At 40.4% G+C, this 26020-nt stretch carries 27 protein-coding genes; 2 read left to right on the top strand and 25 right to left on the bottom strand.

Annotated elements, in window-relative coordinates; genetic code table 11:
* Positions 1 to 4: 4 nt before the first annotated feature.
* The 25 genes from AWQ21_RS10315 to AWQ21_RS10195 all read right to left on the bottom strand — a co-directional run bounded on the left by AWQ21_RS10315 (position 5) and on the right by AWQ21_RS10195 (position 21526).
* Positions 5 to 883 (bottom strand): glycosyltransferase family 2 protein, encoded by an 879-nt coding sequence (locus tag AWQ21_RS10315; protein WP_065714463.1) that lies wholly within the window; start codon positions 881 to 883, stop codon positions 5 to 7.
* Between the two features lie 66 nt (positions 884 to 949).
* Complete coding sequence (locus tag AWQ21_RS10310) at positions 950 to 1786, bottom strand: FkbM family methyltransferase (RefSeq protein WP_065714462.1); 837 nt, start codon at positions 1784 to 1786, stop codon at positions 950 to 952.
* 8 nt (positions 1787 to 1794) lie between these two features.
* A complete protein-coding gene (locus tag AWQ21_RS10305; RefSeq protein WP_065714461.1) occupies positions 1795 to 2736 on the bottom strand; it encodes a glycosyltransferase family 2 protein in 942 nt (313 codons plus the stop codon).
* Positions 2737 to 2789: 53 nt separating this feature from the next.
* Positions 2790 to 3740, bottom strand: a complete 951-nt coding sequence (locus AWQ21_RS10300) for a class I SAM-dependent methyltransferase (RefSeq protein ID WP_157094740.1) — start codon at positions 3738 to 3740, stop codon at positions 2790 to 2792.
* Between the two features lie 26 nt (positions 3741 to 3766).
* Positions 3767 to 4966: a glycosyltransferase gene (locus AWQ21_RS10295; protein WP_065714459.1), complete on the bottom strand. Its 1200-nt coding sequence runs from the start codon at positions 4964 to 4966 to the stop codon at positions 3767 to 3769.
* Complete coding sequence (locus tag AWQ21_RS10290) at positions 4953 to 5915, bottom strand: NAD(P)-dependent oxidoreductase (protein ID WP_071932284.1); 963 nt, start codon at positions 5913 to 5915, stop codon at positions 4953 to 4955. The genes AWQ21_RS10295 and AWQ21_RS10290 overlap by 14 nt, the downstream gene beginning before the upstream one ends.
* Before the next feature lie 33 nt (positions 5916 to 5948).
* Positions 5949 to 7154 carry a nucleotide sugar dehydrogenase gene (locus AWQ21_RS10285; protein ID WP_065714458.1) on the bottom strand — a complete coding sequence of 402 codons (1206 nt, stop codon included), beginning with the start codon at positions 7152 to 7154 and terminating at the stop codon, positions 5949 to 5951.
* Entirely contained in the window at positions 7151 to 8368 is a 1218-nt protein-coding gene (locus tag AWQ21_RS10280) for a glycosyltransferase family 4 protein (RefSeq protein ID WP_065714457.1), read from the bottom strand. The genes AWQ21_RS10285 and AWQ21_RS10280 overlap by 4 nt, the downstream gene beginning before the upstream one ends.
* 4 nt (positions 8369 to 8372) lie before the next feature.
* Positions 8373 to 10658, bottom strand: a complete 2286-nt coding sequence (locus tag AWQ21_RS10275) for a polysaccharide pyruvyl transferase family protein (RefSeq protein WP_065714456.1) — start codon at positions 10656 to 10658, stop codon at positions 8373 to 8375.
* A gap of 28 nt (positions 10659 to 10686) precedes the next feature.
* Complete coding sequence (locus tag AWQ21_RS10270) at positions 10687 to 11526, bottom strand: class I SAM-dependent methyltransferase (protein WP_083998007.1); 840 nt, start codon at positions 11524 to 11526, stop codon at positions 10687 to 10689.
* Between the two features lie 295 nt (positions 11527 to 11821).
* Positions 11822 to 12601, bottom strand: coding sequence for a sulfotransferase domain-containing protein (locus AWQ21_RS10265; protein ID WP_065714455.1), 780 nt, complete (start codon positions 12599 to 12601; stop codon positions 11822 to 11824).
* Positions 12602 to 12624: 23 nt separating this feature from the next.
* A complete protein-coding gene (locus tag AWQ21_RS16550; protein WP_065714454.1) occupies positions 12625 to 13872 on the bottom strand; it encodes an ABC transporter ATP-binding protein in 1248 nt (415 codons plus the stop codon).
* 83 nt (positions 13873 to 13955) lie between these two features.
* Positions 13956 to 14477 (bottom strand): hypothetical protein, encoded by a 522-nt coding sequence (locus AWQ21_RS10255; protein WP_065714453.1) that lies wholly within the window; start codon positions 14475 to 14477, stop codon positions 13956 to 13958.
* Positions 14434 to 14838, bottom strand: coding sequence for a nucleotidyltransferase family protein (locus AWQ21_RS10250; protein WP_083998006.1), 405 nt, complete (start codon positions 14836 to 14838; stop codon positions 14434 to 14436). The genes AWQ21_RS10255 and AWQ21_RS10250 overlap by 44 nt, the downstream gene beginning before the upstream one ends.
* Before the next feature lie 78 nt (positions 14839 to 14916).
* Positions 14917 to 15750 (bottom strand): ABC transporter permease, encoded by an 834-nt coding sequence (locus AWQ21_RS10245; RefSeq protein ID WP_065714452.1) that lies wholly within the window; start codon positions 15748 to 15750, stop codon positions 14917 to 14919.
* 107 nt (positions 15751 to 15857) lie between these two features.
* Positions 15858 to 16070, bottom strand: coding sequence for a DUF3368 domain-containing protein (locus AWQ21_RS16045; protein WP_198159635.1), 213 nt, complete (start codon positions 16068 to 16070; stop codon positions 15858 to 15860).
* Positions 16071 to 16314: 244 nt separating this feature from the next.
* On the bottom strand, positions 16315 to 16548 hold the full coding sequence (locus AWQ21_RS10235) for a UPF0175 family protein (protein ID WP_065715307.1): 234 nt from the start codon (positions 16546 to 16548) through the stop codon (positions 16315 to 16317).
* 208 nt (positions 16549 to 16756) lie between these two features.
* Positions 16757 to 17197 (bottom strand): DUF29 domain-containing protein, encoded by a 441-nt coding sequence (locus AWQ21_RS10230; RefSeq protein WP_065714451.1) that lies wholly within the window; start codon positions 17195 to 17197, stop codon positions 16757 to 16759.
* 36 nt (positions 17198 to 17233) lie between these two features.
* Positions 17234 to 17608: a hypothetical protein gene (locus AWQ21_RS10225; protein WP_065714450.1), complete on the bottom strand. Its 375-nt coding sequence runs from the start codon at positions 17606 to 17608 to the stop codon at positions 17234 to 17236.
* Positions 17609 to 17664: 56 nt separating this feature from the next.
* Positions 17665 to 18138 carry a hypothetical protein gene (locus tag AWQ21_RS10220; protein ID WP_065714449.1) on the bottom strand — a complete coding sequence of 158 codons (474 nt, stop codon included), beginning with the start codon at positions 18136 to 18138 and terminating at the stop codon, positions 17665 to 17667.
* A gap of 123 nt (positions 18139 to 18261) precedes the next feature.
* The gene (locus AWQ21_RS16235) at positions 18262 to 18576 is read right to left on the bottom strand and encodes a hypothetical protein (protein WP_065714448.1); all 315 of its coding nucleotides are present in this window, start codon (positions 18574 to 18576) and stop codon (positions 18262 to 18264) included.
* 72 nt (positions 18577 to 18648) lie between these two features.
* On the bottom strand, positions 18649 to 18840 hold the full coding sequence (locus tag AWQ21_RS10210) for a hypothetical protein (RefSeq protein WP_232314950.1): 192 nt from the start codon (positions 18838 to 18840) through the stop codon (positions 18649 to 18651).
* 103 nt (positions 18841 to 18943) lie between these two features.
* Positions 18944 to 19249 carry a hypothetical protein gene (locus AWQ21_RS10205; RefSeq protein ID WP_065714447.1) on the bottom strand — a complete coding sequence of 102 codons (306 nt, stop codon included), beginning with the start codon at positions 19247 to 19249 and terminating at the stop codon, positions 18944 to 18946.
* A gap of 180 nt (positions 19250 to 19429) precedes the next feature.
* Positions 19430 to 20635 carry a glycosyltransferase family 4 protein gene (locus tag AWQ21_RS10200; protein WP_232314949.1) on the bottom strand — a complete coding sequence of 402 codons (1206 nt, stop codon included), beginning with the start codon at positions 20633 to 20635 and terminating at the stop codon, positions 19430 to 19432.
* Between the two features lie 525 nt (positions 20636 to 21160).
* Complete coding sequence (locus AWQ21_RS10195; RefSeq protein WP_232314948.1) at positions 21161 to 21526, bottom strand: hypothetical protein; 366 nt, start codon at positions 21524 to 21526, stop codon at positions 21161 to 21163.
* A gap of 569 nt (positions 21527 to 22095) precedes the next feature.
* Between AWQ21_RS10195 and AWQ21_RS10190 the strand changes: the two genes are divergently transcribed.
* Positions 22096 to 23499, top strand: coding sequence for an SLBB domain-containing protein (locus AWQ21_RS10190; protein ID WP_232314947.1), 1404 nt, complete (start codon positions 22096 to 22098; stop codon positions 23497 to 23499).
* Positions 23500 to 23559: 60 nt separating this feature from the next.
* The gene (locus AWQ21_RS10185; RefSeq protein ID WP_065714444.1) at positions 23560 to 25830 is read left to right on the top strand and encodes a polysaccharide biosynthesis tyrosine autokinase; all 2271 of its coding nucleotides are present in this window, start codon (positions 23560 to 23562) and stop codon (positions 25828 to 25830) included.
* The last annotated feature ends 190 nt before the right edge of the window (positions 25831 to 26020 follow it).

The following is a 26020-nucleotide window of genomic DNA, read 5'->3' as shown; positions in this document are numbered from 1 at the left end:
TAATTTAGATTATAGATTCAATCAGGAGAGGTTTTCGCTTTAATGAAAGATATGATAATAATACGGAGGCAGAAACAGTTTGCCGAAATTGACGATGAGTCCATAAATGTTGAGGAATCATTATGATACCTGTTGCGATACCCTGATACCTTTGATTTTTAATAAGCCATATAATACGACTTATGAGTTGAAGCAAACCTATAAACCAACACAAAATTGGATAACGTAGAAAAGCCAACAGAGCTATATTGGCAAGACTTGAGGAAGTAACACGATGATTGCTATGGCGCTTGCGATCGGTGTTATGAAAGACTCGAATAAAATCAGTTTGTAAAATTCTATATCCTTGAGCGTGCAATCTTAACGCTAAATCCACTTCTTCCATTCCGTATGCTATAGGCAGGGGGATATAACCCGTAGTATTAAAAAAAATACTCTTGCGATAAGCACAAGCACATCCAGCAAAATCAGCTACCCAATATGATTGCTCGGTTGCATCTTCAATTAATTCATTTTGATGATACAACTTAGCGGTAATAATGGAAGCATCAGGGAAACCAGTAAATAATTTTAAAAGACGATCAAAATAATCTATGTCAAGGGGATAAGAGTCATCATCAAAACTCGCAATTAAATCATACTGAGCCATTTTTATCAGTTTATTACGTCCTCCACCAGGTCCTATATTTTCTTGACTGAGAATAATTTTTATATCAGGAAACTCTTTTTGAAGGAGTGACTGTAATTCCACCTTACCTCCATCAACATGAACTATAATTTCACTCGGAGAAGGGTTACACTGTTTAAATTTATTTAGAGTCTCAATGGTTTTATCAGGTTGATTATATGCCGTAACTATAGCTGTTATATTAATACTATCCATTAGCCATTTTTAATAAAAAATAATGATTTCCAAAAAGATATATTGACTATTAATATTAATTAATTTCTATGAGTCAATAATTTCCCATGCAGTTCGTATAACAAAATCTTCTAGTTCTCGTAAAGCTATCAAGTTTTCTACTCTATCTGTTTTATACATAGAATTTATAGGAGATAATTGCTTGAAATCAACAATCTTGAATAGTCTGAATTCGTGTTTTTCCAGTAAATCTAATAAATCTTTAATCGAATAATTATACATGGAAAAATGTTGCTCTCCTACCTCAAAATAAATACACTTGACATTTTTAAGAATTTTATTAGCTCCATCAATTACAAATTTCTCGTATCCCTCTACATCAATTTTTAGTAATGCAACCTCATCTTCATTAGTAATTAAGTTATTTAGTGTATTTACTGATACTTTCAAAGAACCCTTGCCAACTCTATTCATATCATCTCGCCAATTATCCGAAAATTCTAATTCCCCAACCATGTCACCAATGGCACTATTGAATGTTATAACATTGCCAATATTATTTAATTTCAGATTGTCTATCAAAAAAGAAAAAGTTCGAGGATGTGCTTCAATTGCTATTACCGTAGCATTTTTTCCTACCAGATTAGATGCAGTTAAAACTGTATCTCCTATGTTAGCACCCACATCTATTACATAATCTCCTGATTTTAAGTAAGCGTTAAAGAAAGCTAAATCATTTTTTCTTTGTTCTGGGTTAATCCAAAGTTGACAAGCAAGGTTAGATGGATGAAACCTCAACTTATATCCGTCCTGATTAATTACAAGTAAACGACAAATTTTTGTATGATATAGCAGTTTGGCAACTATGAATTTAATCGGTTTTGGATGTTTTTTAATTACAGATAAATAATGCTTGATTTTCATATGTCAAATTAAGTTAAATAATTAATAATCAGCTTAATGCCATTTAATCTACCAATGAGTAAGTTTGAAAAGCTCTTGAAATCAAATCTTTTCGCCCCCCCAACAAAATTACTTATTGATTCAATAACAAAAAAAGTTAAAACTTGCCATAATGCAGTTAGTCCCGAATATTTAACAGTGTTATTAAGAATCATGAATCTGTTATATAAATCATCTTCGGCGGCAACCATTGGAGAGACTCGACCACTCGGTGCATGAAAGTGAGCTAAACGAGCAGAAGGACAAAAAATAATCTTTCCTGTTTTTGAAAGTTTGATACCTAAATCTACATCCTCATTCATGGTACAACGATGGAGAAAAAAATCGGAAAATCCTCCTGATTTGTCATAGGCTGAACGTCTGATCATACTATTTCCAGCCCCAAGCCATTCTATCGGCATTGGACTATTTGGAGAGGGATTATATCCAAACCGCAAGAGTGGACCAACCACTTTACCTTGCCATTGATCTTCTTTTAGTTTGCAAACATATTTTAGGTATAGTTTCCATGCAGTTGTAGGCATTGACCAGTTTTGATTATTAAAATCAGCCATCACTCCTACCACTTCTTGATCATCTGTAACTATTTTAAGCATTTCCGCAACACAGTTTTGCTCTAAAACAACATCATCATCAAGCAAAAGTAAAAATTCCCCTTGGGATTGTGCGATCGCAGCTTGACGTTGACGAACTGCATTAGGTGGTTGAACCTTAATATGTTTTATTGTCAAGGATTTAGCCGACCACATAGTATCTTCGATTATGTTTTTTATCTCATCTGTGTTACTGCCATCGGCAACAATAATTTCATCGGGTTTTTGGGTTTGAATAGCTAATGATCCTAATAGCTGAGATAAAGATTTGGGACGACCAATGGTTGGTATGATCGCACTAATTTTTTGAGGATACATAACGCATTAGTTATCAATAAAATTTAATATTAATTGATTGCACTGCTAAGTTGTTAATTTCTTAACATCCAAAAACTACTGCCTCCTAAATAACCTTGCCTTATTACTTCTTGAGGACAAAGAGAGAGTACAATATCTTGATGTTTTAACTGAAGCCAATAGTTAGCAAATTTTACTGAAAAACAGTCATTGAAAATCAAGAATGCTTCTAAAAAATATTGTTCATTAAATGCAATCCTCTTTTCAGTTAGCCACTCAGCAGGATAGTCATGGGGAAAGAAAATATCATGGATATGAATCCATACTCCTGATTTGATGTTTGGGAGAATTTCAAAAAATTCATAAAATACATCATTATTAAAAGAAACAGTATGGCTGGAATCGATAAAAAGAATGTCATTAGCTTCAAGACTTGTAAACAAATCAAGATTGACATCCTCAACACATTTTTCAATTAAATTGATTTCAATTTTAGCATCTGTGAGCCGAGGCTGAGGATAAGGCTCAATACAGGATAAATCATAGGAGTAGCCTTCCATTTTATTTTGGGTGAGTGCTTTTGCCGCAATTTGAGTCGAATATCCTGAACCAATTTCAATTATTTTATTGGGTTTTAAATTTCTGATTAACGCATAGTATAAACAAGCATCTAAACTAGAAAAATAATTATTCTGAAAATCAAACTTAATCGGTTCTTTGGTTATTGCTAACACATCTAATTCAGGTTTATATTTAGCACCTAGTTGAGTAATGTTTTTTAGCTGAGATTCTATATTGAAATTAATGTGAGATAGGTTTCTCTTTCTCTTGATTTGTTCTGAAGTAATCTTTTGAAAATTCGGTAATGGTTCGTAGTAATGAATTGGTCTAATATGATAACCGAGTTTATCTGTCAAATTAGGATGTTGTTTGATAAGAAAAAGACAATGTTTAATGAATTTACTAGGTGCTATGTCTAGTATCTTAATCAAGATGGTTTCAAAAAAATTTTGGAGTATTTTCATCGCTTGGAAGTTTATATGTAAAAAAATCAAGAAATTAGAGATTTCCAGAGTAGTTCATTAGCAACAGAATAATCAAAATAATTATTTCCTGTAATTATAGACTTTTGAGCTAGACTTTTCCGATATTCCCCACGTTGTAACTTTTTCAGACTATTTAAAAGTAATTGACTATCTTCTATTTCTACCACTTCAGCAACCCCCGGATTTTCCTTTGCCCAGCGAACCGCCGAACAGTAGAAAGGTCCATATATTAGTATTGGTAAACCTGTTGCTGTATAGTCAGTTAATTTACTAGGGAAACTAACCTGCATATTTACTTTATCTTTTTGTTCAAAAGACATGGGCAAAAATAAAACTTCGGCTTCTTGGCGTATTCGTTCGATAAACTGATCAGAAGGTATTAAACCTCCTATAAGGATATTTGGACGATCGAGCCCCTGTGACTTAGCTTGTTCTTTGGTTAAAGTACCATAAATAATTAATTGCCCATTAACTTTTTCTAGGGCTTCTGCCATGTCTTGCAAAGCACGAACATAACCATTACTATTAATACTTCCCCCATAAGCAACAGTGAATGGTTTATTTTTATCGTTAATTTTGATTACTGGTTCTGTGGCTGAGACAACATTTTTAGCACGGGAAGGATAAAGAACTTTACCAGATATACCATAACGTTTTTCATATTCTTCTACCATAAATGGAGAAACACAAAAACGGGATTGGGCTTGATGATAGATATTTTTAAACTGGCGATCGAGCCATTTTCTCACTGGTTCTAGGATCGGGGCTATAGGAATCCAATCATCATGGAGGATTAGGTGTAATGGCAAATTATTTTCTTTTGCCCATTGTGCCGCTATCCGCCAAGAATAACCGTGAGTGACGGTTAACACTGCTTCAGGTTGAAAATCGCCCAGTAATTTGGGGATTTGAGAAATATTATTCTTGGCAGTTAAAGATAGCCACGAACTGACATAAGAATGAAATCTGGTATTAAGCCAGCGTTGGTTTCCGATGGATAATTGTTTGTAATTAACATCCTGCAATCTTCTTTTTGGTTCAGAGATTGATAAATCAGTTTCAACGATCAGAAGTTTATGGGCTGGATACTCTTCTAAAAGTCTATAAACTAAAGCCGAACCATGATAGGAGCATTCCACTGGAACATCAGCAATATAGAGTAAGCGTGGCAAGTCTTTGTTTTCTATCATTTTAAGAGATTCCATAAACTTCCTTCATCCAAGCTAAAGTATTGGCGATACCTTCTTCTAATGACACTGTTGTTTTATGATCTAGATCTTCTTTAGCTTTAGTGAAATCAACCAATTTCTGCTTAGTCGTCATTGGTTCACTTTCCTTAAAAGTGACTAATTCAGCCTCTCGATCTTTTTTGCCAAGTTGACGTAAAATAATATCTGAAGCATCTTCTATAGAATGATAATCTTCCCCTGCGATGTTATATACTTCCCCCTGTTTAAAATTATCAGTTATATTAGCCAAAGTTCTCGCCATATCGGTTATATAGGTGCTAGTTCTTTTATGCCCTTGATAAACGGTATAGGGAATATTATGTAAAGCTCGATAACAGAAAAGACAAATCACAGAACGATAGAGACTATAGTATTCTCCCGGTCCGTAGGTATTGAATAAACGTACCCTCACTGATTCTGTACCAAATTGAGTAGCAGAATTAAGTACCTGCATTTCGTTAACCCATTTAGAGAGGGCATAATCGTTCATTTGTTTAATCTCTATCTTATCCATTACATCTTCTTTCATTACTCCCTCATAGTCTCCATAGACTTCAGAAGAGGAAAAGTAAATTGCTTGAAAACCCTCTTTCTCTTGCATTCTTAGGATATTTTTTGTTCCAACGGCATTAGTTTGCCATAAGTTTTCATAGTAATCTTCCCCATTCCAACGACCAAATTCAGCAGCAAGGTGATAAACCACATCAAATTTTTTTCCTTCGGGGCAATAACCATTTTGCCATCCTCCTCCGGTCCATAATCGCTCTACTTGGTGAAATTGACCAACATCACATCTTGCATAGTAAGGATCATGATGATGCCTAAGATCACAGACGAAAACATTATGACCTCTATTTCTTAATTCCTTAGTCAAATAAGATCCGACTGCACCTAAACCGCCAGTAACAAGAATATTTTTGCTCATTGTTTTACTCCTTGAAAACTAATTTGAATTTAATTATTGATCGAAAATGAGTATATTATAGTTACGCATCAGATTTTTAATTTGCTCTTGGTTATTTTCCAATTCTTGGAATAAGATAGTATGAGCAACAAGAATAACCAATAAATCAGCATTTTTTAAAGCACTCATTAGATTATCGTATTGCATTGTTGGAACTAACGGATCAAAATGTTTAATAGAATACCCATCTTGTTTTAATATCTTAACCACTTCTAGGGCGGGACTTTCTCTTATATCTTCACAGTTTTTCTTATAAGTCGCACCAAGGGCAATAATCTTTGGATTATCTATATTACTAACCCCATGACGAATTTTACTAGCAATACGACTGGGCATTTCATCATTAATTAACCTAGCTGTAGTAATTAAACGAGAATTATAAGGGGCAATTTCTTTCAAAAACCAAGGATCAACAGGAATACAGTGACCACCGACACCAATACCGGGATTTAGAATATTTACTCTAGGGTGCTTGTTTGCATAATTAATAACATTTTTGGCATCTACCCCTAAATCCTCACAAATCATTGAAAATTCGTTAGCTAGAGCAATATTTACATCCCGATAAGTATTTTCCATTAATTTAGATAACTCTGCTGTTAAATCATCGGTAAGGTAAAGATTACCTTTAACAAACATAGAGTAAATTTGTGATGCTAATTGACTAGATTCTTCGTTCATGCCCCCGATCAAACGATCATTGAAAATGATTTCTTGAAAAATATTTCCGGGTAGTATTCTTTCTGGACAGTGCGCGACTAAAATATCATTTGGGACTGATAAACCAGTTATTTCTTCGATGATCGGTTTTACGGTGTTACGACAAGTCATTGGTGGAATTGTGCTTTCGACAATAACCAAATTGCCTTTTTTTAGATAAGGACAGATTGATTTAATTGCTGATTCAACATAGGTAATATCAGCAACTTTTTTGAGAGGATGAACAGGTGTGGGAACTGCGATCACAAAAACGTCTCCTGATGCTGGATGAGTTTGAGCAACTAGATTTGATCTAACTTGAGGTTCTTCCATTAATTGTTGCAATTCTATTTCATTGATCAACATAGTTCTTTCGTTGATAGCTCGAACTACGTTTTCGTTAATGTCAACTCCCACCACTGTGGCTCCAGACTTTGCCCACATTAACGCTGCTGGTAATCCGACATATCCAGTGCCGATAACAACTATTTTTTTGTTCATAGATTTAGTGTTTGTTGATAGAGTTCAATGTATCTCTGGGCTTGTAATTCCAATGAATATTCTTCGGTAGCTATCTTACGACTGTTCTGACCCATTTTTTCTCGAAGATTCATATCCTCTAATAGTTGAATAATACCATTACGGAAATCATTTGGATCTTCGGCTTTAGCCAAATATCCAGTAATATTGGGACGAACTAAGTCTGGAACGCCTCCAATATCAAAACTAACCATAGGTGTTCCACAAGCCATACTTTCTTGCAATACCATCGGTAGGTTATCCGCACGAGTTGGACAAAGAAATAAATCAGAAGCGGAATAAGCAATAGATTTCATGCGATCGCCCGTTACATAACCCAAATTGATCGATGGAATCCCTACTAACTGAGAAATTTCTTCTCCACCATTTCCTAAGATCAATAACACACAGTCTGATTTGAGAGATTCAGGTAATTTAACCAAAATCTGATATAGCAAATCACCTCCTTTACGACTATCCTGTAAATTCTGAGCAGCAAACATTAAAACTTTTTTATTTTTAGGAATATCTAGTATTTGTTTACATAATTCTGATTCAATGGGCTGATAGGCTTGTGAATCAATACCATTAGGAATGTGATGAATAGGAAAACGATTCAAGATACTTTGTTTCGCCTCCTCCGTTAACCATTTGGTTAAAGTGACAATCACTAAATTAGAACGACTATAAACCCAATTTTTTAATCTCCATTCTAAATATGTGTTATCCATCTGGACTCCCGGATAGGTATCTGGATAAGGACATTTACCACAGCCTATTTTCCATCGATCGCAATCATAACTATAAACACAATGTCCCGTAAAACTCCACATATCATGAAGAGTCCAAACAGTGGGTTTATATTCTGTTAGCTTGGGGATAGCTAAATAGTTGAAGTATCCACCATGTAAGTTATGAAAATTAATAATTTCCGCCTCTTGGAAAAAAGGATGTTGAGGAATGTTAAAACTGGTAATAGTATCAACATAGTTTAATCCCAATCTCCAAGTCATAGAGCAGATTAGTTTATCTAAACGATTCCTTGACGGTGTGTTTTTAATGCGATCGCTCTGAATTTTGGAACTACCTACAAGTAAACGAGAATCAATACCCTTGTTTAGTAAACCTTGATGTAATCTGTTTACCGCATTCGCACCGCCGCCACTATCTAAAACGTTAATTTGCAGGGTTTTCATATTGTTACAGTAATTTTTCTAAATAATTTCTCCATTTTCCATCTGCAAAATCAGAGAGAGAAATTAATCGATCTAATTTGCCCTTTTCCTCTAAAAATGCCTTGATTTTCCCCCCTCCAGTATAGTCTATAGCCAGATAAGGAATTCCCAATGTCTCCGCAAACAAAACAGAATGAAAACGCATACAAATATTAAAATTTGCATGATGCATACTGTGAACTATTTCTAATGGAGAAACAGGAAGACGAGCAAAACGGACTCTTGATTCAGGTTCTTTTTCTTGAATAGCAACGGATACTTTTTTCGCTAAATAACGGTTAAAAACTCGATCGTCTCCCCCCTCATAAAAAGTGTGCATTGGTAATAGATGTATGTCTAAGTTTTTTGTTTCAGCAATAAAGGTTAACATCCCAACTAATTGATCTTCAAATTTTTCCTTAATCGATCGATAGGATGATTCATCTCTATCCTCTGAATAATTTGTTAACCATTCCCTCAAAAAGCAAGAAACATTATTTTTGTTTCCCAAAACTGGTTTAGTCTGTTGTAAAAGTTCAGGCTTTGATTTTAAATAATCAATGTATTCGGTTGCAGGATCAGCGACAGTAATAGCTGAACTTTCAAATTCATTCAAACACCGATTCGTTGATGTCTGATCTCTGAGAGTTATATGATCTGATAAACGACAAATTTCATTGACTACTTTAACATATAAAGGGTTAACTAGCGGACCAATACCACAACCTTCAATTCTATTAATTGCCCCCGATTTTGCCCCTTGAATAAAGGCGTAAAGAATGTGATTTAATCCTTCTAAATCCATTAGAGGACCTCCACCAACAATAATTTCTTCTACTTCGTCACATGCCTTTTCAAATTCTTGTGTCCAAGTTTCGACAATGATGATATTTTCTAATCCCATTTCCTTTACTGTGTATTCACAAATAAAAGGGTGCATACTAGATAGATAGATAGTGATTGGTGGTTGAGAACGAGAACGCAATCTTTTAATAATTGTCCATAAAATCGCCTTATCACCTACTGTCTCTGTACCATACCACCCTACAATCAATACCTTTTGAGTCGTTATAGTTGATGTATCTGAAATGTTTTTTACTTGCTTCAAGACTTGTGCCGATTTTTTAACTAAGTCTGAACAGTTATATTTTTTGTGTATGCTATTACACTTTAAAAAGAAAGATATTTTTTCCCGAAATGTTACTGGAACATGATAATCATGAATACAATCATCACAATGGTTTTTGATAATTTCTTGACGTTTATTCAAATTCTGGTAGTAAAGTTGGGCGGCTGACTCCTTCAATGTATTACCAATAATAGGAGATTTTGGAGAGCAATATAGTAAATCACCACGAGATGTTAATATCACCGTTCTAGTGTGATAAGGGCATCCTGTCGTTCTGGGTTTTCCCTCTGTTAACATTCTTCTAATACTACGATAGGTTTTTTGTATCGCTGTATTGGTTTGAAAATCATGTTCAGCCCGAAAGAAAAATAAGCCCAGATGATAAGCCGTTTTTTTATCAAAATTCCGAATAAAATTCGTTTGATTACTGTTGTATAGACGATCTATGTATTCTGCAACTCTAAAAGTTCCTGTAATTTCTTCTTGTTTTGCATAGTCTAAGAGTTCATCTATATAGGGAGCATTAGAGTGAGTAATTGTACAACCGAAAGTAACTTTTATTCCTTGATCTCGTAAATACTGAATTACATTAATTGCTGAATCAAAATTATTTTTCCTTCCCCTTACTGTATCATGAACTTCTCCTATGCCATCAAGGGAAACGGAAACACTGAAACCTTTACCATAATGATTACAAATATCTGCACATTCTAAAACTCTCTGTTTAACGATATCTTCGATAATCGCATTGGTGATCATTGATGCTGAAGATAGTTGAGGTAAGGTCGTACAAGCAACCTTAAACAGTTCAGGTAAATCGGTGCGTAAAGTAGGCTCTCCCCCAGTAATTCCGATATTTTGAACGTGAGTGAATAGAGGATCTGAAAAAATTTGAGCTAAATCTTCAGGACTAACTTCAAAATCTTTTTTTTGTTGCCAAATTAAACACATTTGACAGCGTGAATTACAAACATCATTAGCCATCATACTAATAGCAGTGGGTTTCATCGGAAAAACCTGACCTAGTATGTTAACTCTAATATCCTCGTAAGCAAGTTGACTTAAAGAAATTATTTTTCTGATCAAATCAATTTGTTTTTCACTCAAGTTAGATTTTAGTTTTTGTTTGATAGGAATATACATAATTTAAAATGTTTATATTAGTTAGAATTTAGATATTATTGGGTTTAGTTGCAATCCAACATAAATTAGCTGGAGTTCTTCCTTTGTTTCCTAAAATTTTATCGAGAATAATACCCATAATATTCATTAATCCAACTAAAGGAGATAATAATAATGCTCTTGATGCTGAAAAACCTTGAGCTTGTCCTTCTTTTCTGGTTGTTAACATCCAATCCATCGCAACTATTAAAGCTACTGTGGAGTAAACACCACCATTACCCTCAACTTCTATATTTATAAATCCTGCTTCTTCTAATAATTTTTTTACTCCTAGGTCTGTATATCTACGAAAATCATAAGGTTCTAAATGGACTGGACTCACATGAGGCACTGAACCAATAAACCTTCCCCCAGGTTTTAAAATTCTGTATATTTCACTAACAGCTTTTGAAGGATTCTGAATATGTTCTAGTGCTTGATTGCACAAAACTAAATCACATATTGATTCTTCTAAGGGAATACTTTCTGCAAAACTAGGTATTTGTTCTATGGGTCTTTGTTCATTTTTTGGTAAACTATCTGGGACATCAACCGCAATATATCTTGATACTTTTTCCTCAAAAATGTAATAGTAAGGACTAGCACCAGCCCCTATATCTATTAATGTATTTTTTTTTCTTTCGAGGTTTTTTTTTGACCTAATAAGAAAATTATTAATATGAGAAACATTATGATAATTAAAAGAAAATATACTGTTGTTAGGGTGTACGCCTAGAACAAAATTAAAAATTTTTTGAAAAGTACTGTTTTTAAGCAAATAAAGTCTTTTTATTTCTGATAAGGTATTTTGATTGAGATTCTCTTTCAGGTAATTTTTGAGATTCAGCATAGATTAAAATAAGTTTTTTCGTTAAAGCATTAAAGCATTTATGTAAATGTGTAGCTGTTTTCGATTAAAAAACACACTAGTGCAAGAGGGTGAAAGTAATTGACCACTTAAACATCAGTTTTATATACTAGAATTTAATTTATTTTGATTAATAAACTGGTAAGTTATTTACGACTATCTGCACTAGACTTCTCAAAAAAAAATATTTTAACACGATTGAAAGAACAATAAAGTATCCTAATTCAACGATTTTTGTATCAAAATTGATTTAATTTTTGATTTATGGAGATGTCTACTATATATAATCAAAACGTTTTAAGGTACTTGATGCTTCTGAAAGCAAGTACTCCTCATCAGATTTTGAGAAATAATTTTTCCAATCGCCTTCTATTCCTTTTCTGACAAAAGTTGTAGATTTTTTAGCAGCATCTTCCGTTAAAAATGGACGACCTCTTTCTTTTTCCAAAAGTTGCATATTTTCAAAAGAAGAGTCTTCAATTGCTTTTCTGATTTTCTCTTCATTAAATCTTCCTTTTCCGAAAACATCAGCTACCTTACAAACTTCTTCATATGTATTTTTTAAAAGATTTTCGTATTTTATAATTAAAACTACATTTGGTTGTTCAATCCAAGATTCCACATGAGTATGCCATCTGCTAGGGTAAATATCTTCTTTTCTCAAAAATTCAGAAAAAGTCATGTCTGAGGATAAATGCTTTCTTAAATAATGATAATAAGACACATAAACATCTCTGGCATCTCTTACTAAATATATAATTTTTCTATATTTTTTGTGGTGTTTTGATAGAAATACATCATGACTTTTGATAATCCTCTCCCCAGGATTCTTAGATAAAAGGCGATCACGAGTTTTTGTAGCGTAAACATATTTCAGAACGGTATTGAAGTCAATAATTTCCTTATCATCTTTCTTTAGTAAATTAGCGATGATGAATTGTAACCATGTAGTACCTGATTTTGGATAAGATACGAAAAATATATCTTCATAATGAAGATCATTGTTGTTGTTAAATGACTTGTATAAACCTAAAGTTGACTTTAATTTATCTAACATTGCTCATCCTTTAAAAATACGTGTTAGTCCCATTTTATAATGCCAGGAGCTAAATAACCTTTCCATTGGCTACCTGTTGTTTTGTCCGACATTCTACCAGAAAATTCAACGTTAAATTTAACGATGTCTTCCAATTTTTGATGCAAACCATCTTTTCTACTACCTAAAGCAAATATCATATAGTAAGTACCTTCCGTTAAAAGATAACTAGGTATAGTTGCTTTCCTTGTGCAAATTTTGTCATAGGGATATTCTGAAAACTCATCAGTACTATGTATTAACCAATCACCTTGACTATTCCGAACAACGACAGTAACCACAAAATCTGTAAATTCTCTGGGTTCAAATTCACAATAGATATAAATCGGTAAGTGCATTTTAAAATGTTCATCATTGTTCTCGTTTTGAAAAACCTTGATTTCTTTAAAATATGGTTTTGTTGCTTTTATATGAGATTCCTTTCGTTTATAGTAATTAGAAATCGTGCTATCCCTAACAGAGTTATATTGATTAATTCCTTCCGAAATATTGCCACTGTAAATTATTTTCCCATTTCGTAGTACAATACTTCGATCACAAAGTGATTTGATTGCCCCCATATTATGACTAACAAATAAAACAGTCCTACCCTCCTTGCCCACATTCTCCATCTTCCCTAAACACTTCTTTTGAAACTGAGCATCCCCCACCGCCAAAACCTCATCCACAATCAAAATCTCTGGCTCCAAATGAGCCGCCACCGCAAACGCCAAGCGCACATACATCCCCGACGAATACCGCTTTACCGGTGTATCCAAAAACCGCTCAATTTCCGCAAACGCCACAATCTCATCAAACTTCCGGCGAATCTCCCGCTTACTCATCCCCAGGATTGCGCCATTTAGATAAATATTCTCCCGCCCCGTCAACTCCGGATGAAATCCCGTCCCCACCTCCAGCAAACTGGCGACCCGACCCTTAATCGAAACCCGGCCCTCCGTCGGCTCCGTGATCCGGCTCAGAATCTTTAATAACGTCGATTTCCCCGCCCCATTGCGGCCAATGATCCCAATCCGGTCTCCTCGCTTCACCTCAAAAGAGACATCCTTCAGCGCCCAAAACTCCTCAAAATTGGGATTTACCACCCGAGCACGAGGATTAAAGCGCTTCGCCAACCCCTTCGCACTATTCGTCAACACATCCCGCAGCGCCGTGTACCGTTCCCGCTGTTGCTGGTGACCGATGATGTATTTTTTCCCGAGGTTTTCAACCCGAATGACCGTATCAGACATGTTAGATTTGCTAGCGTGCGGAAATATTTTAGAAGAAACAACAATCCGTTAGAGGATTTTACCCAGATTAACAACTTCCAACTTCATCCGGGCGGTTCTGATTCTTCCCTCAATGTTCGTTTAAATTCTTGTAGCCACTGAATGAACTGACGGATATCGCTAACAAAGTCTTGGTGAACCTGAAAGTACTTTTCTACTAACTCTTCAATGCGCCCGAAGTCCAGTTCAAACCCATAGATATTGCGAACAATATGCCGAAATCCCAAATACTCTCGCAGCTGAGTGGCAGTTTGTGCAGTAACGACAGGCGGGCGATAGTCTTGCGGTAAGCTCATGCGCTCTAGTAAGCGGCGATGCCAATCATAACTAGAGGGTTTACCACCATTGAGTTCCGAGGCGATAATTTGGAAAATACGCTCGCAACCCGTATAAAAATTATGTAATTTCAAAGCTAAACTTTCTGCCAACATCTCCTGTAGATGGGGAGAACTTGCGATTTCTGTTTTCACGGCGTGCATCTGGGTCTCTAAGCGTTCTAGGCGATAGAGTTCGTTTTCTAAGTCAATGATAATCTCGGCGATCGCCGCTGGTGTGATTGCTCTCATATAGGCATTCTCCCATCCGCTCTACTTTAGCGCGAAACGAATCGTCCACAGCCTCTAAAGGTTTTAAATCCACCGGAAAAGGACTGTGGTCATTAACCATTGCATAGGCCCGAAAAAAGTCTTGGGGAGCTAAACCCGCCACCGCCAAATCCAAATCAGACTGCTCGTCAAAATTGCCCCTAACGAGGGAACCGAACAAAATAATTCTTGTGACCTGAAATTGCGTGACTAAAATACTGACCAACTCAGGCAACATTGCCCGGGCTTGTTGCTGCAGTTGTTGGGCGATCGCCGCCCGCCGTTGCTTCTCCCGTTGCCAATAGGCAAAATAATCAGTATCGGCTTGTGAACTACCCATCATTAAAAAATATCGATCAATAAACCAAATTTGTCCATGGTAAGAAATTAACGATCGGCTATCCAGTTCTCTATTCCTACCCTAGATCATATCCGCAAACGTTCGTTCCATCTTCCGGAAATACCAAATTCCACTCACAAATACCAGCAACACAATCAGCAACGACAGCAAAAACCCAGGAATGTAGATCTGGATATCACCACCAATAATCGCCCAGCGAAACCCGTCAATCACCCCCACCATCGGATTGAGCGAATAGAGAAATCGCCATTTCTCCGGCACAATTGCACTACTGAAACCCACTGGCGACACATACAGGCCGAACTGAACCATAAATGGCACGATATAGCGAAAATCGCGGTACTGCACGTTCAACGAGGCCAACCATAACCCCGTCCCCATTGCCGCCGCAAAGGCGATCGCCACAAAAAAGGGTAAAGTCACAATCCGCCAACTCGGTACAAAATCATACCAAGCCATTAAAGCCAGCAAAATACTGCCCGAAATCATAAAATCCACAAAGCTGACTACCACCGCACTGGTCGGGATCACCAACCGCGGAAAATAGATCTTCGATAAAAGATTCGCATTGGAAATCAAACTATTACTACATTCCGATAACGAATTCGCAAAGAATTGCCAGGGTAACATCGCCGAAAAGACCAAAATCGGATAGGGCGCTCCCCCCTCAGACGGCAGTTTAGCTAAGTTCCCAAACACCACCGTAAACACCACCATCGTTAAAAACGGTCGAATCAGTGCCCAGGCCACCCCAATCGCCGTTTGTTTGTAACGGACTAGGATATCGCGCCACGCTAGGAAGTAAAACAATTCTCGATAGCGCCAAATGTCCTGCCAATACTGCTTTTCCGTTCGTCCCGCTTCGATGACTAGATTAAACTCTGAAGCTTTCATTCGCTCACCCATACTGACTTGGATTACTTTTTCAACAGTTTTTTTAACAGTACAATTATTCCATTGCTAAGGCGATCGCCGATAAAACCGAAAGCCCTTGCCTTAGTCTAATCAAGAAGCTCGCCGTGATAGCTCAGTAAAGCGTCAATAATATTCTGGGAAATACGGAAATTTGTCTGCATAATCTTTTGGAGAATGGGTTTGATCGCCTGGTAGTAGCCTTTTTCCGTGGCCCGACTAATCACGCCCAGAGTACCTGTATAGATGAGGCCTTGTTCTTGAGCAACTTTTCGGCCTTTGAGATCATCCAAAATGATCAATGCATTTTCTTTCTCTTGGGCTAAGGCGATCGCCTTAGCCTCACCACGATCAAGTTTGGTGGCAAGGATTGCCTAAAAATGTTTATTTTGAGCAGCTTTTACACAAATCCAAGGGGGGAAAGCTTCACCAAACTCCACCGCAATTTCTAGTGTGATGTAGATAGTTTAGTATAGCCACTGAAGAACCGCTAACTCCTCGATTTTACTGAGAATGATCAAGCAACTGGAGTCGGCAATGACAACTTTAGGCATTTTTGCGGTCGTTATCTAAGTCTGCCACTGAGTGACTAAAGACAGAAACATGGAATTGTCCCATTGTTTCAAGGAAAGCTTTTTTGCTTAAACCAGCTAACTCTGTCCCTTGAGCAGCGGTGAGAGTCCCATTTTCATACAATTTAGCGGCGATTAAGACCTTTAGTTCTTGGTCGCTTTGTTCAACGGCATCGGGAAAATTAAGCTGTAGGGTACGTTGACTCATTATCTGTATGTCCCCTTTTCTGAGAGCATTTTTGATATGTTCTCTAATTATAGTCAAGGTGTTTAGGCCCTTCAGACCGCACTGAAGGCGATCGCCATCAATAATACCATTAAAGCAACTGATGACAAGAAGGTCAGACAATTTAAACAAGCAATAACTTATTTCATTGCGTCTACCTAACTGAGTCAGAGTTAGACTGTCAAAATTCTTAGGCGAGATCCGGCCAAAACTCAGGCAATAAGACTTCGACGAGGGTAAACGGACAAATTTCTGGAAATTGCTCATCCGGTAAATCCGTTTCGGCGATCGCCAGATCCCGCGCTTCCGACCAACTTTCTGCCATTGCTTCATCCAAACGAGACTTGAGACCAGGATTACGCCGTAATAGTTTTTCGATGGAGGTGCGTTGCACACGAATGTTGGCGCGCCAACTATTAGAACGTCGCCAATGTTGAATTTGCCATTTGAGGAGATGGGCAATCAGTTGGACTAACCTTGATTCCAGTTGATCATAGTGTCGCTTCCCCAAATCATCCAACTCTTCAATCAAGTGACCTAAATCTAATTCGTGAAATTTTTTGTGACGCAGTAACTCGCATTGCTGTGCTGTCCATGTATAAAAATCAGTGTCATATAGTGAAGCATTCATGGTACTAATCCCCAACTTCCTAGTCACAGTATTGTTCTAAAACAAATCCCCATATTCGGCGAGGAGAGCCAACGCTTCCCTTAATGCCCGTCGGTTTCGCTCGGAGGGGTCAAGCTGGAACTGTATTTCGGCAATACGGCATCGAGTTTCGATTCGAGTTCGGCGAGTTTCGCGTTCTCTTGCCTCAGCCAAGCGGTTTGTTTCTCGATTTCGACGGTTCCACTCAACGCCGAAATTAGCCAATGTAGCCAAGAGGGCTGCCACAGTGAATCCGTTGCTCCACTGTCGGGGGTTGGCAATGAGTCCGATGAATTCAAAGTCGGTTTGGTCATAGAACCTCAAGAAGGCGATCGCAATCAATAAAACCGTTAAGACGGTTGATGGCAATAGGGCCAGAAAGTTTAGCCACATCTCAAGCAAGATAGAGGTAATTTCATTTTAACGGGTAGCTCACTAGGCGATTGCCCTTACGGAAATAGCTCCCCATATTCCGCCAACACCGCCAGAGCCGCCTTTAATGCCCGTCGGTTTCGCTCGGAGGGGTCAAGCTGGAATTGTATTTCGGCAATACGGCATCGAGTTTCGATTCGAGTTCGCGCAATTTGGCGTTCTCTCTCCTCAGTTCTTCGAGACTCATCTGCTCTTTCCTGAGCCACTCTGCGTTGCTCTTCTCGAATTCTGCGTTGCTCTTCCTTAGCTCTTCGTTGTGCTTCTTCAACCAAGCGGTTTGTTTCTCGATTTCGACGGTTCCACTCAACGCCGAAATTAGCCAATGTAGCCAAGAGGGCTGCCACAGTGAATCCGTTGCTCCACTGTCGGGGGTTGGCAATGTATCCGAGGAATTCAAAGTCGGTTTGGTCATAGAACCTCAAGAAGGCGATCGCAATCAGTAATACCGTTAAGGTCGTCGATGGCAGTAACGCCAGAAAGTTTAGCCACATTTCAGACTAGGGAAAGATAATTTCATTTTAACGGGTCACTCACGGGGCGATCGCCTCAGGATTACTTACATATTAAGGACATATTAAGGGATGAAATATACGACCTGTTAACATTCTGTTAAATCAAGCCGCTGTTTGCAGACTGGAAAGCGGGAGATGATCGAGAACATCGATGTACCACCACCACTTTTCTGGTGTAATTTGATTCTCCTTACGGTAAGTTTCTAAGTTAATAAAACGAGAAATTTCTGGATAAATTACTGAAGCATTTAAAAGCAATTTCAAATCTGCCTTAAGCAGTAGGGTTTGATCTAAGGCATTGAAGCGATCAATAAGTTGGGCAAGCTGATCCCGAATGGTTAAAAGTTCGAGCAGTTCCGCGCCGCTTACTTCGGGATAGTCTAAACTATCCGCATAAAACTTTAACAAAGGATTCATTGCAACACATCTCCGAGGATTCCTAGATAGCGAAAGGCAACATTTCCTAAATAGTTTTTTGGTTCGAGGGTTTCACTCAACGCCGAAATTAGCCAATGTAGCCAAGAGGGCTGCCACCGTAAATCCGTTGCTCCACTGTCGGGGGTTGGCAATGAGTCCGATGAATTCAAAGTCGGTTTGGTCATAGAATCTCAAGAAGGCGATCGCAATCAGTAATACCGTTAAAACGGTTGATGGCAATAGGGCCAGAAAGTTTAGCCACATCTAAAGCAAGGGAAAGATAATTTCATTTTAATGGGTGGCTCACGGGGCGATCGCCCTTACGAAAATAGCTCCCCATATTCGGCGAGGAGAGCCAAAGCTTCCCTTAATGCCCGTCGGTTTCGCTCGGAGGGGTCAAGCTGGAACTGTATTTCGGCAATACGGCATCGAGTTTCGATTCGAGTTCGGCGAGTCTCGCGTTCTCTGCTTTCAGCTTTTTCAGTCTCTGCTCGTGCGCGATCCTCGCTTCGGCATTGCTTTTCTTCAGCCAAGCGGTTTGTTTCTCGATTTCGACGGTTCCACTCAACGCCGAAATTAGCCAATGTAGCCAGGAGGGCTGCCACAGTGCATCCGTTGCTCCAGCTTCTCGGCTGGGTGATGTATCCGAGGAATTCAAAGTCGGTTTGGTCATAGAACCTCAAGAAGGCGATCGCAATCAATAACACCGTTAAGACGGTTGATGGCAATAGGGCCAGAAAGTTTAGCCACATCTCAGGCAAGGTAGAGGTAATTTCATTTTAACGGGTGACTCACGGGGCGATCGCCGCTGTTTTTTGAGATCATCATCCCGGACTGTTCTGAACTGACACATTTACTGCTCCACAGCATTTTGCAGCACCTCTAAATATTGCGCCGCAATCCGCCGGGGGGTGAAGTGTTCCTCTAAATATCGGCGTCCCGCCTGGCCCATGCCCTCTGCCAAAGCGCGATCGCCCGCCAATTGACGAATGAAATCCGCTAGCCCTTGACCATCCCCGTTGGCGATCGCCCGGCCACAATTTGCCTCCTGGACTAGATCTTTTAAATAGCTCTTGGGCGGACAAACTACGGCGATCGGCCGACCAGCTGCCAATGCCGAATAGAGCTTACTCGGTGCTAACAAGCGTTCCATACCTGGGCTCAAACTCACCAACGACAAATCACAGGCCGTTAAAGAGTAGGGCAGCACCTCTTTATCCTGGTAAGGCAGCAAGAGGAGGTTTGATAATCCCAACTGCTCACTTTTTTGCATTAATAGTTGTCGCTTGGCACCATTGCCAATACAAACAAACTTAATCGGTTCATCCTCCAGTAAAATAGCTGCTTCGAGGAATGTTTCAACATCATGGCAACGCCCCATATTGCCAGAATAAAGCACCGTAAATGGCTGAATCAGTTTGTACCGCAGGGCAAACCAATTTTCTTGCTTGGGGATCGGCACGATCAAGTCCGGATTCGCCCAACTGTGAATGACGCTGACCTTTGCCTCGATCTCCGGGCAGAGTTGGGTAATGTGTTGCTTTTTGGCTGGACTTAACACCACAATGGCCTTGGCTCGCCGCCACACCCGGATATTCATGTTTTGCCAAAATCGCGCCAACCAATGCTGTTCCGAGATCACCCCAAGCTCAACGGCAATCTCAGGATAGAGATCGTACAGCAAGCAGACATAGGGCACGCGGAAAATTAGGTTCGCAAAGTAACCCACGACGGGTAAAAAGGGAGGGGCCGTCGTAATCAACAGTAGTTCGGTTTTGCGCCAACATCCCGCGAGATGGAGCACTGACCGCAATAAAAACAAAATTCCGTTGATCGCCTTGCCCCGAATCCGCTGGGGCCAGAGCTGGGCCGTCCGCGATCGCTTTATCCTCAGGCCCGCCTTTTGTTCAATCGGTGGTGCCTCCGTAGACTGAAAGGCGTACCCTGGTTGTCCGGTAAAGATATCAACCTCTAGTCCTTGTTGGCTCAGGTGCCGCGTTAATTCCTCGATGAGTTGTCCTGTTGGGGCAAAATCAGGGGGAAAAAAGTGCGTGAACACCGTTAAGCGGAGTTGGGGTTCATGCTTGGGCTCAGAAAGCCCCTTAACAGTTGGCCGAGAATGTTTAAAAACCAAGCGCTTTAGGTAATGGACGAATAACATCGATAAACTTTTAAAGGAAGGGGAGATAAAGCTAAGTACTGGATAGGCAAAGCAATGAACCCGTAAAATTTTGCTCAATCTTCACCCTAGGGCGATCGCTCACCACTAGCCAGAAAGGCGATCGCCTTACACGCAAATATTTTTATGCAACTTATGCAACGTTTTAAATAATTTCCCTAACAGCTGGTAAATTATTACGTTTCAAGGCAGCAAGCTTGGGTTGTAAAAAAATAGACAGACGAATCCTGTGACTGTTCTACCCTAGACGCCGAACCGATGGCGGTGTCAGTAGCAGAAGCAGGGTAGAGAAACTGAGATCAAATAGACCATCGAAGCTCACTCTACAATCAGAAGTCTTCATGACTTCTTCATACTCTTTTTGATTTCTACATACCTTAGCTTGTCTGTGACAATTAGTCGAGGTCAATTGACAAAGCGGAAATCTTTGACGGCAGTGTGCCCCTGGCATTGCGATTGGCGACGGGTAAATTCACTCACAGAAGGATTGCCCTGGACGGAAATTACCCCCGTTGCCTGTTGCCACAGTTCAGGGGAAGCCAATGATAACTGATACTCGCGATCGCATTTGCGGACATGGTACCATTTCGTTTCTTGGCAACACTTACACCAAAAAGCTTCTAGCCATTCTCCATCCAAAGGCACAGTTCCTTTTGTTGCGACAACGAGAAGCGCCTTGCGTCGACTAAGGCCCCGGCTTTGGAGAAGATCCGGCCGATCGGCGTAGATTCGGTGTTTCTGGCTCGCACTGTCTAGGTAGCACTGATGCATGGGACAAAAAATAGCGCGGCGCTTGGAACGCCTGCGGGGGCGATCGCGACGCTTGATCGATGATGGCTTGCCTGAACTTCTATGGTTCAGGGAGGCAGGATGAAAATTCCGGTTTATCGGTTTCATGGCACAGATTTGAATAGACTCAACTGCCGAGACAGCTCGATGGCAAACGCAGCGCTCACTAGATAGTGATTGTTTGTCGTTTACCCATATTACCCACCGACACTATTCCTAAGTGTCTGGTTTAAGGATTAATATGGGTCTCAAGCATTGACATCAACTTTGCTCATTCAATGGTTATATGGTTATACTGACAATCCCAAAATAAGCACCTATAATGTCTGGCGTCTAGATTTGGATTCACTTTCCTCTGTCATGGGTTGCTTACTTTTAAATCTGTGCCCTATGGTAATGACACTTTACAGCAACTTTACAATAGGCTTTAGATAATTTTTTATTTCTTCAGATAGACACCATCCCACTCCTATGCTGGGATCATCTGTAGGTAGCTGTGTTAGTAGATTCTGAATCCTTGGATCAGATATAAATTCCAGGAGCCTTGCTCAATGCAATTTTTCATCCTGTTTTGTACGTCAGTCCTCATCCTCATTCCTGGTAGTTTAAGCACTGCCGCTGCTGTCACGCCCTCTGGCAAGCCTGATTCAAAGGATGGGGTGGTACAAACGCAAAACCCACAACGGATAAACCTATCGTCTAACGCTTTGCCAGCAATGGGTGCTGATCGGACTTACATCCTTGGTGTAGGCGACCAGTTAGAGATTGAGGTCTTCAATGTGCCTGAATACAGCGGTAGTCAACGGGTGTTGGCCGATGGTTCCCTTAACCTCCCGGCCATTGGTAAAGTGCCGGTTGCAGGCCTAACCATTGAAGCAGCAGAAGCGGCGATCGCCACCCGCTACCGGTCAGAATTACGCTATCCCAAAATCACCCTTGTCCTGCTGCAGCCTCGTTCCTTCCAAGTAACCCTCTCCGGAGAAGTCAATAGTCCTGGTGCCTATACTCTAGATGGAGGTGAGTTTCCCACCCTTGTACAAGCCATTCAAGCCTCAGGGGGCCTCACCTATGCCGCCGATTTACGACAAGTGCAAATTCGCCGCCTCAACCCATCTGGAGCAAGACAAACCGTCGCCGTTGACCTCTGGGAACTGTTACAAAATGGCGATGCGAGCCAAAACATTGCCCTGCGGGATGGAGATGCCGTTTTTGTGCCCGCAATAGAAACGGTAAACTTAACGGAGTCGGCTCAACTAGCGGCGTCTAACCTGATTGGTACCCCTGCGACCCTAGATATTGGTGTTGTTGGCGAAGTGTTTCGTCCGGGTATCTATCGATTAACCGGCAGCGAATCCCAGACTAATCCCACCGTCTCCCAAGCCATTCGGGAAGCCGGTGGGATCAAACCCTCCGCCGATATTCGCAAGATTCAAGTGCGACGTCTCACCCGCAGCGGTACCCCCCAAACCATCGACATTGATTTCTGGGAACTGTTTCAAGCGGGGGATTTAACCCAAGACCTAGCTCTACAACAAGGAGATACCATTTCTATCGCCACGGCTGACGCTCTATCCGATGCCGAAGCCGCCCAAATCGTTTCCACTAACCTATCACCCGATAGAATTTTGGTTAACGTGGTAGGCGAAGTCGAGAATCCTGGTAGTGTCCAAGTTCCTGCCAATACGACGTTAAACCAAGCTGTGCTCGCCGCTGGAGGATTTACAGACCGCTCCCGTGAAAATGTGGAATTAATTCGTTTGAATCCCAATGGCACCATTGTCCAGCAGCAGTTCGAAATTGATTTTTCTCAAAGCGTCAATGCCGAATCCAACCCAATCTTGTGGAACAACGATGTCATTATTGTGGATCGGAATGCGACAGCTAGCTTTACAGATGGACTCTCACGCATTTTAAGTCCACTACGAAATCTTTTACCTTTCGGTTTCTTATTTTAAAAAGATGAATTTTTAAAGATGAATTTTTAAATTAAGTTATAAATTAAGCGCGAAACTAACATGGATAAGCAAGACACCAATAACGCTGTTCTCGAGTATCAAAATAACGGCCATAAAAAAAATGGGGCGATCGCCCCAATACCGTATCCCGTTTCTCCCCTCTTACAACCAGCAGACTATGGTGACGACTTCGATTTGCGTCAGTTCTTATCTGTTATTCGGCGTCGGGCATGGTTAATTCTAGGAGTGATAACCGTTAGCATGGGGGCGGTTACTTTTAATACGTTTTCCCAAGAAAAAATATACTTATCGAAGTTTCGTTTATTGGTCGAACCTGTTAATTCCAACAATAGTGTGTCTGACCTAGCCCGGAGCTTGCCCGGAAACTTTGGTAGCGGATCAGGTGAATTAGACTACGCGACGCAAATTCAGGTTTTACGCAGTCCCGAATTGCTGCAAAAAGTGATTCAACCACTGCAGCAACAATATCCGGATCTCAACTACAATACTCTCCTCAGTAATCTCAGTATTAGCCGACCGGGAGAGACAAAAATTCTCGAAGTCAGCTATCAAAATTCCGATCCCGATCAAATTGAAGCGGTGCTAGAACAACTTGCTTCGGTCTATCTGGAGTACAGCTTGGCTGATCGCCAAACCAACGTTAGACAAGGCCTTCAGTTTATCGATGAGCAATTGCCCAACCTCCAACAGGAAGTGGATACCCTGCAGGCAGAGCTTCAGCAATTTCGCCAAGACTATAATTTCACCGAGCCAGAGATTCATTTCAATCAGCTAGCCCAAAAAGCAGCAACACTAGAGGAGCAGCGCTTCCAACTCCAGCAAGAAATGGCCCAAGCCCAAACTCGCCTTCAATCCCTCCAAGGAGACAGTGGGGCCTTAGCTGCCCTCGAAAATTCAGAAACCTATCAGCAAGTCCTTGGTCAACTGCGATCAGTTGAGGCTAACATTGCCAAAGAATCGACACGTTTCCAAGCTGACAGCTTAAATATTCAAGTGTTGAGGGAAGAACGTCAGAATTTACTACCCATTCTGCAACAGGAGGCCGAACGGGTAGGGGCAACCCAAGTGACAGATGCAGCCAATCAGCTCCGCATTTTGCAAGCTCGGATTCCATCTCTCAATCAAGCCCAAGCTGAAGTCGAGCAATCTTTTCAGAATCTCGCTGTCTTGAATCGGCTATATACCGATCTCCAGCGACGGCTAGGGATTTCAACCGAAGCCTTAACGGAGCTCCTGGCAAGACGCCAAGCTCTACAAGTACAAGCCGCCCAAACGGAGATTCCGTGGGAGATCATTGAAGGTTCCACCCGTCCTAATTTACCAATCTCCCCTAATATTCAACGGAGCTTGATGTTGGGCTTCATTGCCAGTTCTGTTTTGGGCGTCGGCGCAGCTTTACTGCTTGACAAACTCACTGACGTTTACTACTCTTCAGACGACCTCAAGAATCGTACAAAGCTACCATTGTTAGCCAATATTCCCTACGAGGAACAACATGGGATTACTGGGACAGCAGAGTCATCATTGCCACCGCTGCTGCGTTTCCAACGTTGGCTAGGCTCTTTCCTGCCGGCTTCAACGGCTCGGACATGGCGGAAAATGACCAGTGGGGATCAGTCCTATGGCTCTTACGGATATTATGGTGCGTCTGCGTTTTCTGAATCCCTACGGGTGCTCCATACCAATCTAAAATTATTGAGTGCCGATTGCCCTTTACGTTCTGTGATTATTGCTTCAGCTTTGCCGGGGGATGGGAAGTCAACAATTGCCCTAAACTTAGCGCCAACGGCAGCGATTCTCGGCCAGAAAGTATTGCTGGTTGATTCTGATATGCGGCGTCCCCAGGTCGCTCAACGTCTCAATTTAAACCAAAAACAGGGTCTCAGTACTGTGATTACAAACAATAGCAGCGAGACTGAAATCGCAGACTATTTGCAGAAACCGATGCCCTTGGTGGATTTTTCGGTGTTGCCAGCGGGTGATCTGCCCCCTGACCCGGCAAAATTACTCGCGTCTCAAAAGATGAAACATTTGGTTGAGGACTTTGAGCGCACGTTTGACCTCGTTGTCTATGATACGCCGCCGGTACTTGGACTTGCGGACACCAGTCTTCTGGCTTCCCATGCCGATGGTGTGATTTTAGTGGTCACTCTAAATAAAACTACGCGTTCAGCCGTTTCCCAGGCGATCGCCACCTTTAAACAAGCCAATATTCCGATTTTAGGACTCGTTGCTAACAGTCAAACAAAAGGTACATCTAGCAGTTCTTATGCCTATTCCTACTACGGCTCCCAGTCCAAAAACGGCTAATCCTCATTTGCGTCCCTAGGCGATCGCCCGTTGATCGTTGATTTCTACACTGACCCTCTCCCACCAGGAGAGGAAATTCGTTTTTGCAGCTTTTTCTGGGAAAAAGTTTAGGCTGAAGAAATTTCATCTTTGAATGAGTCAACACCCCAGCAGACAAATCCATAAGACACTGCATTGGCCGGTCACGCTC

The organism is Picosynechococcus sp. PCC 7003 (assembly GCF_001693255.1).
Taxonomy (GTDB): Bacteria; Cyanobacteriota; Cyanobacteriia; order Cyanobacteriales; family MRBY01; genus MRBY01.
This window is presented reverse-complemented; position numbering and strand designations above follow the sequence as displayed.